The sequence below is a fragment of the Streptomyces sp. PTL18 genome, from assembly GCF_059510295.1.
This window is the reverse complement of record NZ_JCAJZO010000022.1, coordinates 89,591-101,918: the sequence shown is the minus strand read 5'-3', so window position 1 is coordinate 101,918 and position 12,328 is coordinate 89,591. Positions and strand designations below refer to the sequence as shown.

The following is a 12,328-nucleotide window of genomic DNA, read 5'->3' as shown; positions in this document are numbered from 1 at the left end:
CCCGCAACGGCCGTGAGTGGCCGTGCGGGGGGCGTTGCTCATGATCGGGTGGCGAACTGCCACAGAGACAGCAACAGGCCGCAGACGGCGACCAGGGCGGCCAGGGACGGGAGCGGCCACCGGTTCCGTTCGAGGGCGTCGAGGCGGGTCTCGTGGTCGGCGAGCTGACGGTCGGTCTGGTCGCCGCGCTGTACGAGTAGGGCGAGGCTTCCGTCGACGCGTGCAAATCCGGTCTCCATGGTGCCGCGTAGCTTCTCCAGCTCGACGGCGACCGCGGCCGGATCGGACGGGGTGGGGATCGTCACCGGGCGGCCCCGTCGCCGTCGTCGACCAGGCCGAGGCCGAACCGGTCGAGCAGAGCCTCGAATGCGGGGTGCGCCATGACGCGGGCGACGACGCCAGCGACGACGGCGGCGGACGCGGCGGCGGCCACGGCCCACGGTGCGGCGGCGGCGAGGGCGTCGGAGTCGGCGACGACTGCGGCGAGGGCCGGCACGACGGCGACGACTGCGGCGAACGTCTGGAGCGCGGTACGTATGGCGCGCGTGGTCTTCGGGTTCATGGGGGGTGTCCTCTCTGCGGGCGGGCCCGCCCGGCGCGGTGCGCGCGGGCGGGCCCGGGTTGGGGGTGATCAGGCGAACAGGCGGGCCCACGTCTGCGGGCCGGGGTATCCGTCGGCGTCGCTGCCGGTCCAGCCCTGGGCCTTCTGGAAGGCGCGCACGGCGTTGCGGTCGGCGTCCGACCAAGACGGGCCGGGGCCGACCTTGTAGAAGCGGCCGTATCCCTTGGCGACCAGTCGCTCGCCGAGCAGGGTCACGTACCGGTTCGATGCGCCGGCGCGGAACTTGTCGCGGCCGGGGAACGGAGCCTTCGCCGTGGTGGTCGACTTGCCGGGAAGGGTGCCGAGCAGGCGCCGCAGGGAGGTTTCCCCGGGCACGCCGTCGGCGTCGGCGCCGCTGTAGCCGATCGACCGCTGATAGGCCGCGTAGCACTCGGTGTCGGCGTCGGTCCAGTCCGGGCCGGGGCCGTCCTTGTAGGCGGCGCCGAATCCGGCGGCGACCAGGGCGCGGCCGACGGCGGTCACGTGGTCGCCGTGCGCCCCGTATCCGTACTCCAGTCCCTTGATGGTGACGCGGTATCGGGCGGGCGTGCCGCTCGACGGCTCGGTGCCGCCGGCGGGCGGGGTGTAGCCCTTGGCGGGCATACCGGCCTGTACCCACTTGTAGAGCTTGGGGCCGGGGCACTCGGTCGCGTACCCGTCCCTGTGGCCCTTCTTGGCGAGCGTCCGGCCGGTCTTGCGGCACGCCTCGTCGTACAGGGCGCGGCACGCGGCGAGGGCGGCCTCGGTCGGCTCCTGGTCGCCGCCAATGGCGATCTGTACGCCGATGCCGCTCACGTTGTGGCCGGGGCAGTGCGAGCCCTGGCGCGTCCAGCCGCGGCCCTCGAAAATCTCGCCGGCCTGGGAGACGACGAAGTAATAACCGATGCCGGCCCATCCGTTGCCGAGGTGTTCGGCCTCGATGGCGCGCGGGATGGCGTAGCCGGTCCTCGTGATGTGGGCCGCTCCGTCGTAGTGGACGAAGAACTCAGTACGGGAGCTGAGCGGCACGTAGGCGGGGCCGTCGCTGTTCGGGTCGTTGTCCCACGGCTTGGCGCCCCACGTGGCACGGCTGATGATCTTGACGGACATGGGTGTCTCCAGACATGAAAAACGCCCTCGGCGCGGTGCCGGGGCGTACGGGTGGGGTGTGATCAGGCGGCGAGTGCCACGATCGGGATGTCGTGGTCGGCGAGCGCGGTCGCGGCCGTCGGGCTGACGGTGGTGGGGAGCGTGCTCTGTGCCGCGATGTACCAGGCGCGCGGGAATGGCGTCGTCGTCATGAAGAAGTTGGCCGTAGCGACGGGCGCCTCGTTCTGCACGTGGAAGAACGAGAAATCGGCCGTGCCGCCCACGGTCATCACCCACGCCACCCAGTACCGGCCGGGGGCGAGCGTGGTCGAGGTGAAGCTGAGCGGGACGGCTCCGATGTGGTTCGAGGCCATGCCGGGGAGCGCTCCGGCCTCCTGGCCGGCCTGCGTGAGCGCGACGGCGCTCGACGCGACCACGCGGGTTCCGTCCTCGCGGTAGATGCCGGCCATGTAGCGGTTGGTCGACACTCCGCCGTATCCGCGGGCGAACATCACGGCCTTGGTGACGGTGGTCGACTCCGTGATGTTGAAGCCGGTCAGGTACAGGCGTTGCGGGGTGAGGTACTTCGCGGCCGGGTTGGCGACGGCGTACGGGTCGCACGACCAGGCGGCGAAACCGAGGGCCTGCGGGGTCCATACGTTCTTGGGGACCACGGTCGGCATCTGGGCGACGGGGATACGGGTTGTCGAGTCGAGCGACGCGACGCCGTTCGCTGCGGCCCGCGCGGTCGTGGCGAGGGCGCCCACCTGGGCGGCGGTGTAGGTCGGACGCTGGCCGGGGGTGAGGATTCCGTCGGTGCCGAGGGTGGCGACGCCGGACGCGGCGCCCTTCTCCGCGGTGGCGACGGCTCCGACGTCCGCGGCGACTAGGGCGACGTTTCCGTTCGTGTCCGGGCTCTTGCCGGCAACGGTGGAGACGGCGCCCCCGCCGCTGCTTGCGGGGAGTTGGGCGGCCGGGACCTTGCCGGTCGCGTCGAGTTGGGCGACGCCGTTCGGTGCGCCCGGCGCGGTGTCCGGCACGGCGTGCACGGCGGCGGCGTCGAGGGTGATCGCGGCGGCGCTGATGCCGTTGACGGACTGCACGACGCCCGGTGCTCCCGGGGTGCCGGCGACGCCCTGGTCGCCGCGGTCGCCCTTGTCGCCTTTCGGGCCGACCAGGGAGGCGAGCCACTGGGCGCGGGTGCCGCTGTAGCCGGCGGCGACGGCGACCTCGTACGCGTCGTCGCCCTCGACGCCCTGTGCGCCGGTGTCGCCCTTGACGCCCTGCGGGCCGACCAGGGACGCGAGCCACTGGGCGACCGTGCCGGCGAACCCCTGCTTCACCGCGACTTCGTACGCGGAGTCGCCGCGGACGGCGACATACGTCGGGGTCGTCGGGTCGGTGGGGGCGATATCGGCAAGGTCGACGGCCGGGGTCTCGGCGGGCAAGAGAACCTGATAGGTGCGGTTCATGGCGACGCCGGCGAGCTGTTCAGCGACGGCGTACGACCAGCCGGTCGGGTTCATGCCGGGGGCGTCGGTGGCCGGTAGCACGATCTCGAACGCTCCGGTCGCGTCGAGCGGCGCGGTAACGGGCCCGCCGAGGATCACGTCGAACGCGCCGAAGGTGACCATGCCGGGGGCGCGGAAGACGACTTGCCCGGCGAGGGGCTTCCCGTCGGGGGTGAGGAAACGGCCGGTGACTCGAACGGTGGGGATGCCTTCGGGCAGCATCGTCACACCTCCTCGGCGGGAGCGGCGACGGCGGCGCCGGCGACTGCGGTCGTGGCGGCGGTACGCACGGGGGCGGCGGGGGCCTCGCTGACCGTGAACGTGTTCCGGGTGTACGCGCGATACATGCGCGTCTCGACGTTCTGCCCGCTGGTCTTGGCGCGGTGGCTGACGTCCCACGTGATCGATTGCAGGAACTCGACGCCGTCGAGCGGTGCCTCGACGACCCGCTGTGTCCACGTGTTCGCCGCGACGTCGTACTCGGCGAGCGTGCGCGAACTGCCCCCGGACGGGGTCATGGATATCTTGACCTGTCCGCCACCAGTTCCCGCGTAGGTGAACACGGAGATCACGGCGACGGCGTTGTGCGCGGGGCTGTTACCCCACCACGCGGTGTCGTAGGCGGTGCCGGTGTAGGACTGGCGGGCGGTCGGGTACAGGCCGATGGGCACCCACGGGCGGCCGAGGAATCGCTCGGAGAACGCGTCATCCATCACGATCACGTCGCGGTTGCCCTGGTCGCGGTTCCACATCCGGATCATTTGGCCGGCCCCGGCGGCGTCCTCGTCGCCCACGGTCAGGGCGGCCGTGCCGTCCGTGGGGCGCGCGATGCCGACGGCCCAGTCGCCCGCGGGGGTCTGGCCGGTCACGAAGATGCGGTTACCGTTCGGCGCCTCGGCGATCAGCCGGCCACCCTCGCCGATCCGCACGTCGCCGTTAAGGATCTCGTTAAGGGCGGGGCGCATCTGCGCCCGGCCCCGGAGGGTGCGCACCTCGCGTTCGAGTGCGGCGATCCGGTCGAGGACGTCTTGCGGGACGTACGCCATCAGGCGGCTACCTCCAAGTAGAGCTTGGCCGTCTCGGGGCGACCTCGCTCGGGCGGGTTGATGGACAGGCCGACGACGCGGTATCGGGCGTCGAGGACGTCGGGGTGCCACAGGTCGCGGATACGGACGCGGACGGTCGAGCCGAGCAGTGCCGGGCTCACGTTGTCGCCGAGCAACACCTCGACCTCGGGGATCTCGACGGGCCGGCGGGCGGCGTTCCAGTCGGCCCGCGCGTGGTCGTCGAGGGTGGCCTGTTCCTCGACGGTGGTGTAATCGGACGATCCGTCGAGGCGTGGCCACCCGGCGGCTATGTCGTCGTCGGCGACCAGGCGCTCGGACATGAGCGGGTAACTGTCCGCGGCCTGGTTGGTGTTGATGCTGGCGCCGCGGGACTGCCACCCGTTCGCCAGTGCCGACGCGTCGTGCGGCCACGCATAGGTGAGGATCGGCCCGGGGTGGTCGAGCACGATCTCGGCGGCGCCGGCGCGGATGATCGGATGGCCGAGGACAAGCTGTTTCACGCGGCGCCCGTTGGCGTCTCGGTAAGAGGCGATCCGCCACTCGAAACCGCGCTCGACGGCGGCGAGTTGGTCGATCAGGTCGCCGATCACGGGGAGGTCGTAGCGGGAGAACTCGCGGTCACGGGTGACGCCGGACGGCTCGCCGTCGTAGGTGATGCCGATATCGCCCCCGGGGGTCGACTGCGCGTAGTCGACCAGGCCGCGCACTAGGTCGAACTGGTCGACACCCTGGGCGACCTGGGTGTCGAACAACAGGCGCCGGTATAGGTACGACTCCCACCCGCCGCACTGAATCTGCGCGGTGAGGTACCCGCGGGCGTCGCTGGCGAGTTGCAGCGTCCACAGGATGCCGCCCCACCAGATTTCGCGCCCGCGCTCGACCCATACCGCGGTCCTGCCGGGCACCAGGGCGCGGCGGGCCCGCTCGGCGATCTCCCGGTTCGGGATTGGAACGGTGCCGCGCAGTGATCCGGACTTGCCTATGTAGTCGTCGAGGGACAGTCCGTTGACGGGCAGGGCGTCGAGCAGGGTGTCGGACCGCAGGTCACAGAACAGGACGCGGTACGGCTGGGAGGGCATTATGCGCGCCCCCTCTACTGCACGAACGTGGCGGAGACGCGTACGGTCTCGCCCTGCTCGACGCCGGTGGTCTTGTTGCCGCCGGCCCACGAACGCAGCGTCGCTTTCCCGTCGCTGCCGATCGCCACGGCGCCGAACCCGTAGCCGTTCGAACAGAGCGCTTCGACGGTCAGGGCCGGGCGCCATCCGGCGGGCAGTGTGGCGATCAGGGTGTCGGCGACGTTGGGGTTCGAGGGCAGGGTCGCGCCGGTCCGCTGCCAGAACCCAATGAACTGCACGGTGCGGCGGTGTCGGCGCGCGTCAAAGCTGGTCATCGTCCAGCCGGTCGCGGTGACGGCGCCGCTGTTCGTGGTCTCGACGGGCAACTCGGGCGGCTGGTAGGCGGCCCACGTGCGGGTGGTGGCGTTCCAGCGTTCGAGGGTGCCGCCGTTGTCGCGGTACTGGCCGTCGTACGCGCCGTCGAACGCGAGCCCCCACCCCTTGGGGAGGATGCCGCCGGCGGCGACGGTGAAGCGGCGCCGGTCGGCGAGGGCGCTCCGCCAGTCGATACCGCCCACGCCGGCGGACGTACCCGCGGGAACGCGGACGTCCCACAGGCGCAGATGGGCCGAGGGCAGGGGCGGCGCGGTCGGGGTCGCGGTGGCGTCGCCCTTGATGATCTCGACGGCGGCGAGGGCCTGGCCGTTCTGGTCGAACAGGCTGTCGTACACGTGCAGAACGACGCTGTCGATCCGGTCGAACTGGGCGTCGCCGTCGGCGAACTTCACGACCTCGGGGGCGTCGACGGCGACCGGGTAGGCGCCCTGGGGGTCGGTGCCCTGCACGACGGCCCGGCCGACGCCGATCTGTAGCGACATGGCGTCGAGGCCGGTCGCGGCGAACGGGGCGCCTCCGGGGATCACGCCGTCGCGGGTGCGTATCTCCGTCTCGGGCGACCACGTGCCCACGGGGGCGAGGCGGGTGTCTTCTCTCGTCTGCCCCTGGGGCAGCAGCCATGCGGCGCGCACGGACACGGCGGGTCTCTCCTTACCAGTAGGCGGCGCGGTAGCGGACGGCGACGGATGCGGCGGGGTCCGTCGAGCCGGGGGCGGCGCGGAACATGAACGTCGTGGTGCCGGGCGGAATGGTGAACGTCTGCTCGGGCACGCTGCGCGAGGTCGCGGTCGACAGGCGCGACGCGGTGCCGTTCAGGGTCACCGTTCCGGCGCCGGTGTCGACGACCAGGACGTCGCCGGCGGCGAGCGGTAGGTCGTATTCGAGGGCGTCGCCGGTGTCGACGTTGACCAGGCTCGGCGCGGTGACGGGGCCCCGGAACTCGACGACGGGGTGAGTCGCCGCGGTGCCGGTGTTGGCCACGGTGAGCCGGCCGGTACTGCCCGGGGCGCCGAAGTCGAGCGGCCACACCAGGGGCCACGCGAGGCCCGGCTCGGACGCCGGTAGCGACGCCGCGAGGATCTGCTCGGCCACGGCGTAGCGGCGCGGGTCGGATGCGACCCACTCAATCGCCCCGCCCGTGATCGTGCCGAGGCGGTAGCCGGCGGTCGTCGGCACGGCCCGCCGGGTCGCGCGGGCGTAGACCAGCAGGGGCCCGCGCTCGTCGACCCACACCACGAGAGGGATCTCGTCGACGCGCGGCACGGTCCCGGCCTCCAGCCGGCCGACGACCTCGCCGATCTGCGCCGCGGGGGCGCGCACGACCAGGCCGTCGACGCCGATCGTCCGCGACTGGGCGAGCAGCAGACCGGGGAACGCGCCGTGCGCGTCGGCGCGCTGCACGCTCCCGGAGTCGAGGGCGGGGAGGTCTCCCCACCCGGTGAGTGTCCGCCACCGGTAGGGCGTGCCGGGGCCGAGCAGCAGGTCGCCGTACTGGACGTGCCCGGGTTGGGTGACCAGGGCGCCCACGGCGGCCAGGGGGGCGGCGACAGGCATCGTCACCCCCTGCCCTTGGCGAGCCACGCGAGGGCGCGGGCGTTGTCGTCCGGGGTGCCGTTCTCGGCGGCGTGCCAGTGCTCGACGTGCACGGTCGCGCCCGCGGCCGTCGAGGCGTACGGCGAGCCGTAGGCGCCGACGGTGGCGCCCGCGCCGGCGAACTGGGGCACGGCGGGCGGGGTGACCAAGTTGGACATGACGCGGTCGAGGGCGCCCTGTCCGGACCGGATGCCCTTGACGACGCCGGCGGGAATCCAGCGGCCAACGGCTTTAGCCATGAGGCGACTTGGGCTGTGAATTCCGAGTGCCTTTGCAATCGGGCCCGGAATCAGATCCTTTGCCCAACTGATCAGCGTGGAACGCAGCCACGAACCCATGGACTTAATGCCGTTCCACAGGCCGCGCACGACGTCGGTTCCCTTGTCGTACAGGAGTTGTTTCAGGGAGCCGATTCCGTCAGAGATTCGCTTCGGCAGTCCGCGGACCCACGCGACCATTTCACCGGCCTTATTGACCGTGGCCGTCTTGATGCCCTGCCAATGGCTGATGATCAGGCCGAGTAGTGTCCACTTCAGGAATGCGTTATACAGCATTCCGGGAATTCCGCGGACCCAGTTAACGAGGGTATCCCAAGCGGATTTCGTGGCCTTCCATATGTCGTCCCAATGCTTGATGATCAGGCCGACAAGGGTGAAGTTCAGGAAGAACTCGACCAGCATCTCGCCGACGCGTTTGATCTTGCCCCATATCCAGTCCCACGCCTGAGTGGTGTACTCGACGATGGAATCCCAGTTGGCGACGATCAGCGCGACCAGGCCGACGACCGCGGCGATCACCAGGGCTATCGGGCCCATGGAGATCAGCCACGCGGCGGCCATGCGCGCGGCCTGGATCATGGCCTGTGCGCCCATGGCGATCCATGAGCCGACGACGGTCGCCGCCGTGGTGACCGCGCTCGCGCCCTGGGCGATCCACCCGGCGAGGATCGTCGCGTTCGCCGCGAGGAACGACGCGACCGCGCCGGCCTGGGCGGTGCCCTGGGCGATCCATCCGGCGACGACGGCGGTCGTCGTTGTCCATGCCTGTGCGGCGAGGGCGACCAGCGTCGGCAGGAAGAACGCGAGGATCAGGCCGCCGGCGACCTCGAACGCGGTCGAGTGCTCGGAGACGAATCCTGCGGCGTCCGCGACGCCCTGGCCGAACTTCACCGCGACGTCGGCGCCGGTCATCAGGGCCGGCACGACGTAGTCGCCGACGACGCCGACCAGCGCTTGCATGGCGCCCCGCTTGAACGCCTCGAACCGGGTCGCTGCGTTGTCGTGCAGTGCCTTGCCCGCGGAGTCGGCGGCGCCCTTGACCTTGCCGAGCGCGCCCGCGGCGGCGCTCGGGTCAATGCTCATCAGGGCACGCGACAGGTCTTCCGACTGCGTGCCGAGCAACTGCTGAGAGAGGCGGAAACGTTCCGTCGGGTCCTTAACGGCCCGTAGCCGGTCCGTGATCGTGTCGAGTGCCGCTTTAGCCTGCGGCCCGCCCTTGGCGAATGCCGCGGCCATCTGGTCGGCATTCAGCCCAAGGGCTTTCAGCCCTTCCGCGCCGCTTCCGTCCTTGACGCGGATGTTCAGTTCTTTAAGGGCGTCGGCGACGATATCGGCGTCGCGTGCGCCCCCCTGCAATCCCTGTTGCAGGATGCCCATAGACGTCTGTGCGTCGAGGCCGAGGTCGCGGAACTGAGTCGGATACTCGGCGTAAGTGTCGAGCAGATCCTCGGCGACGTTCACGCCGTTCTGCGTGCCCTTCACCAGGACGTCGAGGGCTTGCTCGGCGGAGTCGGCGACGCCCGTTTTCAGCATCGTTCCGACGGCGCGGGACACCTTCCCGACGTCCTCGCCCATTACGGCGGCGGTATCGGCGACCTTCTTTCCGAGTGTCTGTATCTGGTTCTGTGTGGCCTCCGGGGGCAGTAGGCCATTCTGGGCAATGCCCTTGATGACCTCGGCGCCGTCCTCGACCGAGTCGACGATCGCGCCGGCGTACAGGTCGCCGGCGGCCTTGCCGTACTTCTGGGCGACGGGCCCGGTCGTACCGAGCTGCGCCTGTAGCGTGCCGGTGATCTTCTGCTGTTCGAGGGCCTGCCCAACCCCCGTCATCAGGGCGGCGCCGATACCGGCGCCCACGGCGGCCCACCCGAACGCCTTCAACGCGCCGGCGCCCTCGCCCGCGGCGTCGTCGGCGCCATCGGCCATACCCTCGCCGAGGGCGTCGCCGGCCTGCTGGCCGGCCCGGTTGGCGTCGGCGACCATCTGGTCGCCCGTGGCGCGCATCTGGGATTCGGCGCGCTGCATCCCGGCGGTGGCCGGGCCGTCGTCGACTGTGATCGTGGCGAGCAGTTCGCCGACGGTCAGTGCCACGCCGGATCACCTCCCATCGGGGGTCATCCGGCGCGGTGCCGGGGTGGTGCTGTTACTCGGCCGGTAGGCCGGTGATAGCTGCGATCTCTGCGGGGCTGGTCACCTTGCGGGGCGTGCGCGACCAGGCGCGGGCGAACCGGGCCTCGCCGGACAGGCCAGAGACCAGGGCCAGGAAACGGCGGGTGGAGAGGCCGGCGAGGTCACGCGCGCTGAGGCCGTACTCGCGGGCGAGGTCGCCCTCGACGGCGACCCAGTGCGTCAGGACCGCTTGCCAGAACTCCGCCCCTTCCCCTTCTTCTTCGCCCTGCGTGCCGCCCGGTTCGGCCCCGGCGCTTTTCCCGCTTCCTGCTGGGCGTACAGCTCCGCGGCGCGCTGCATGGTGCAGCTCCCGGGATTGCGGATGTTGGCGGCCGAGTAGATGAGCACGACGCCGAGTTGCCGGTCGGTCATGCCGTGGTCGGCCCACGTGTCGAGGACGTCGCCCCCGTAGAGGGTCGACAGCATCTTGCGCACGTCGTCGGCGTTGCTGCTGTTCTGTACGCGCTCCATCTGGAGCGTGAACAGGAGTGGCAGGGACTCGGGCAACTGGTAGTCGCGGCCGTACAGGGTGAGGGACTGGCGCGGCCGGGTGGCCGACTCCTCCGCGAAGAACGCGTCAAAGTCGGCCGTACCCGCGGCGCCGTCGAGCTGCTGCTCGTCGAGGTCGAGGTCGCTCACGGGCCGGTCACCACCGCGGCGGTAGTCGCGGCGCCGCATCGGGTGATGGTCGCCGACCATGACGTCTTGTCGTTGTTGCCTCCGCCCTGCTCGCCCGGGGTCACGGTGGCGTCCCACACGACCCACTGGGTCTGTGTCTCGTGCCGCCACCGGACGCGGTTGCGGGAGTCGAAACCGAGGCGGGCCGACCACTCGTGGTCGATGTACGCCTGTCCCGGGTCCTGGGCCTTGGTGGTCTTGTCGACGCGGTACTGACCTTCGATCGTGAGCGAGGCGCCCCTCTGCATCACGTCCTGTTCGTACTGGCCGGCGCTCTCGAAAACGGTCGTGTCGACCGTTTCCTCGTTCTCCCCCGGGTTGTGCGTGAAGGTGTTGATACCGGCGATCGGAAGCCACGTGTCGGTGGACGCGTCCGCGTCCTCGACCTCGAACACCCACCCGCGGGCGTCGATGGGGCGGCTGTTGCCTGCCATGGGCGGTACTCCTTACTGGTCGGGGCCGGACACGTCGAGGTCGAAATTCACGACGTGCTCGTGTCGGCCGTTGCTGTCGGGCCCCAACGGGGCGGGGGTGCCGCGGGCGGCGGCGAGGGTGAGCCACGATCCGTCGGGCAACTTGGTGCCCGTGCGGCCGTGTAGGGCGCGGTACAGGGCTTCGGCGCGGTTGCGGGAGACGCGGGGGTCGGGCCCGCCGCGCACGCGCACTTGTAGGCGCCGCTGTTCGGCGTCGTCGCGGGACTCCGGGGCCGGGCCGTCGTACAGGGCGAGGGACACGGCGGCATCGGGCGCCGGCGGCATCGCCTCGACGAACAGGTCGCCGGCCCGGCCTGTGGGGTCGTACTCGACCAGGCCGAGGCCGTCGAGGAACCGGGCGAGGCCGTCGAGCAGATCAGCGGCCACGGAGCGACCTCCGAACCTGCGCCGCGATGATCTCGCCGACGGTGTCGGCCTCCTCGGTCAAAGGGCCTTCGAGGTACTTCGCCGTACGGCCGGCGTCGTGTCTCAGGTTGAGGTCTTCGTGTTGGCGGACGGCGTACGGCTGGTCAAAGCTGACGCCGGCGGTCAGGGCCTCCTCGTCGACCGACGCGACGCCGGACCGTTCGAGGGTGCCCTCTTCGATCGGGACGCGACCGCGGGAGCGTTCGAGCACGTGCTCGGCGGCGAGCCGTAGGCCGCGGACGGCGCCGGCGCGGGTGCCGCGGAGTGCAGCGGCGCCGTTCCATGTGAGGCGGGCGCGTGCGGTCACTCGCAACTCACCTCCGTACAGGCGGGAACCGGTAGGCCCGGCGCGGTGTGGTCGGCGGTCGTGATCGCCGTCGTCGTGCGGCCGTCCGGGAGCGTGATTCGGGAACCGGGCGGGCAGTCGAGGCCGGGCGCGGCGATAACTGTCGTGCTGCTGACGACCTCGCGGCCGTCGGTCGCGCGCCGTACCTGCTTCACCGCGGCGGCGACCAGGGCGGGCACGCCTGGCACGGGCGGGCCCCACTGGGGGCCGTACGCGCCGTCGCCGAGGTAGGGCTCGACGGTGATCCGGTGACGTAGCAGGTAGGCGGGGACCCTCACCAGATCACCCCCGGGAGCAGGCCGGCGCCCATCAGGGCGCGGTGCGCGCGGGGGGCGAGGTCGACGTCGCCCGGGGCCCGCGGGTCGTCGCGGCGGTCGCCGAGCGACACGGGGCCGATAGAGACGCTGCCCCATCGGCCGGCCGCTCCGGTGCCGTCGTCGCCCGTGGCGAGCTGGTACTCGACCTGCGCGCACGTCGCGTCGGCGAGGGCCTGCACGACGGGCGGGTCGATCGGCATTCCGGCGTCGCTCGTGCGGTAGAACGCGCACAACAGGGCGGCGTCGACGTCCGCGGACGCGCGGGCGAGCATCCGCTCGGCGTCGGCCGGCGCCGGTTGCCCGGTCCACGCGGCCAACTGCTCGGGGGTCGCGTAGACACGGGGCAC

General features: G+C 71.4%; 15 protein-coding genes. All 15 read right to left on the bottom strand.

Annotated elements, in window-relative coordinates:
* Positions 1-38: 38 nt before the first annotated feature.
* Positions 39-305 carry a hypothetical protein gene (locus AC5WS8_RS30845; protein ID WP_496106783.1) on the bottom strand — a complete coding sequence of 89 codons (267 nt, stop codon included), beginning with the start codon at positions 303-305 and terminating at the stop codon, positions 39-41.
* Entirely contained in the window at positions 302-562 is a 261-nt protein-coding gene (locus AC5WS8_RS30840; RefSeq protein ID WP_496106782.1) for a hypothetical protein, read from the bottom strand. The genes AC5WS8_RS30845 and AC5WS8_RS30840 overlap by 4 nt, the downstream gene beginning before the upstream one ends.
* A 69-nt stretch (positions 563-631) precedes the next feature.
* Entirely contained in the window at positions 632-1,690 is a 1,059-nt protein-coding gene (locus AC5WS8_RS30835; protein WP_496106781.1) for a peptidoglycan-binding protein, read from the bottom strand.
* Between the two features lie 62 nt (positions 1,691-1,752).
* Positions 1,753-3,402, bottom strand: a complete 1,650-nt coding sequence (locus tag AC5WS8_RS30830) for a hypothetical protein (protein ID WP_496106808.1) — start codon at positions 3,400-3,402, stop codon at positions 1,753-1,755.
* A gap of 2 nt (positions 3,403-3,404) precedes the next feature.
* Entirely contained in the window at positions 3,405-4,226 is an 822-nt protein-coding gene (locus AC5WS8_RS30825; protein ID WP_496106780.1) for a hypothetical protein, read from the bottom strand.
* On the bottom strand, positions 4,226-5,326 hold the full coding sequence (locus tag AC5WS8_RS30820) for a hypothetical protein (protein ID WP_496106779.1): 1,101 nt from the start codon (positions 5,324-5,326) through the stop codon (positions 4,226-4,228). The genes AC5WS8_RS30825 and AC5WS8_RS30820 overlap by 1 nt, the downstream gene beginning before the upstream one ends.
* A gap of 14 nt (positions 5,327-5,340) precedes the next feature.
* Positions 5,341-6,339, bottom strand: a complete 999-nt coding sequence (locus AC5WS8_RS30815) for a hypothetical protein (RefSeq protein ID WP_496106778.1) — start codon at positions 6,337-6,339, stop codon at positions 5,341-5,343.
* Between the two features lie 13 nt (positions 6,340-6,352).
* On the bottom strand, positions 6,353-7,255 hold the full coding sequence (locus AC5WS8_RS30810) for a phage distal tail protein (RefSeq protein WP_496106777.1): 903 nt from the start codon (positions 7,253-7,255) through the stop codon (positions 6,353-6,355).
* Between the two features lie 2 nt (positions 7,256-7,257).
* On the bottom strand, positions 7,258-9,663 hold the full coding sequence (locus AC5WS8_RS30805) for a phage tail tape measure protein (RefSeq protein WP_496106776.1): 2,406 nt from the start codon (positions 9,661-9,663) through the stop codon (positions 7,258-7,260).
* A gap of 258 nt (positions 9,664-9,921) precedes the next feature.
* Positions 9,922-10,380 carry a hypothetical protein gene (locus AC5WS8_RS30800; protein ID WP_496106775.1) on the bottom strand — a complete coding sequence of 153 codons (459 nt, stop codon included), beginning with the start codon at positions 10,378-10,380 and terminating at the stop codon, positions 9,922-9,924.
* On the bottom strand, positions 10,377-10,853 hold the full coding sequence (locus AC5WS8_RS30795; protein ID WP_496106774.1) for a phage tail tube protein: 477 nt from the start codon (positions 10,851-10,853) through the stop codon (positions 10,377-10,379). The genes AC5WS8_RS30800 and AC5WS8_RS30795 overlap by 4 nt, the downstream gene beginning before the upstream one ends.
* Before the next feature lie 12 nt (positions 10,854-10,865).
* Positions 10,866-11,279, bottom strand: a complete 414-nt coding sequence (locus AC5WS8_RS30790; protein WP_496106773.1) for a minor capsid protein — start codon at positions 11,277-11,279, stop codon at positions 10,866-10,868.
* Positions 11,269-11,625: a hypothetical protein gene (locus AC5WS8_RS30785; RefSeq protein ID WP_496106772.1), complete on the bottom strand. Its 357-nt coding sequence runs from the start codon at positions 11,623-11,625 to the stop codon at positions 11,269-11,271. Before AC5WS8_RS30785 ends, AC5WS8_RS30790 begins: the two co-directional genes overlap by 11 nt.
* On the bottom strand, positions 11,622-11,942 hold the full coding sequence (locus AC5WS8_RS30780; RefSeq protein ID WP_496106771.1) for a hypothetical protein: 321 nt from the start codon (positions 11,940-11,942) through the stop codon (positions 11,622-11,624). Before AC5WS8_RS30780 ends, AC5WS8_RS30785 begins: the two co-directional genes overlap by 4 nt.
* Positions 11,939-12,328 carry a head-tail connector protein gene (locus AC5WS8_RS30775; RefSeq protein ID WP_496106770.1) on the bottom strand — a complete coding sequence of 130 codons (390 nt, stop codon included), beginning with the start codon at positions 12,326-12,328 and terminating at the stop codon, positions 11,939-11,941. Before AC5WS8_RS30775 ends, AC5WS8_RS30780 begins: the two co-directional genes overlap by 4 nt.

What these genes read in the sequence shown, in the direction of transcription:
- AC5WS8_RS30840 (WP_496106782.1), bottom strand. Translation starts at nt 562, where the DNA reads ATGAACCCGAAGACCACGCGCGCCATACGTACCGCGCTCCAGACGTTC.
- AC5WS8_RS30810 (WP_496106777.1), bottom strand. Translation starts at nt 7,255, where the DNA reads ATGCCTGTCGCCGCCCCCCTGGCCGCCGTGGGCGCCCTGGTCACCCAA.
- AC5WS8_RS30830 (WP_496106808.1), bottom strand. Translation starts at nt 3,402, where the DNA reads ATGCTGCCCGAAGGCATCCCCACCGTTCGAGTCACCGGCCGTTTCCTC.
- AC5WS8_RS30820 (WP_496106779.1), bottom strand. Translation starts at nt 5,326, where the DNA reads ATGCCCTCCCAGCCGTACCGCGTCCTGTTCTGTGACCTGCGGTCCGAC.
- AC5WS8_RS30825 (WP_496106780.1), bottom strand. Translation starts at nt 4,226, where the DNA reads ATGGCGTACGTCCCGCAAGACGTCCTCGACCGGATCGCCGCACTCGAA.
- AC5WS8_RS30795 (WP_496106774.1), bottom strand. Translation starts at nt 10,853, where the DNA reads ATGGCAGGCAACAGCCGCCCCATCGACGCCCGCGGGTGGGTGTTCGAG.
- AC5WS8_RS30835 (WP_496106781.1), bottom strand. Translation starts at nt 1,690, where the DNA reads ATGTCCGTCAAGATCATCAGCCGTGCCACGTGGGGCGCCAAGCCGTGG.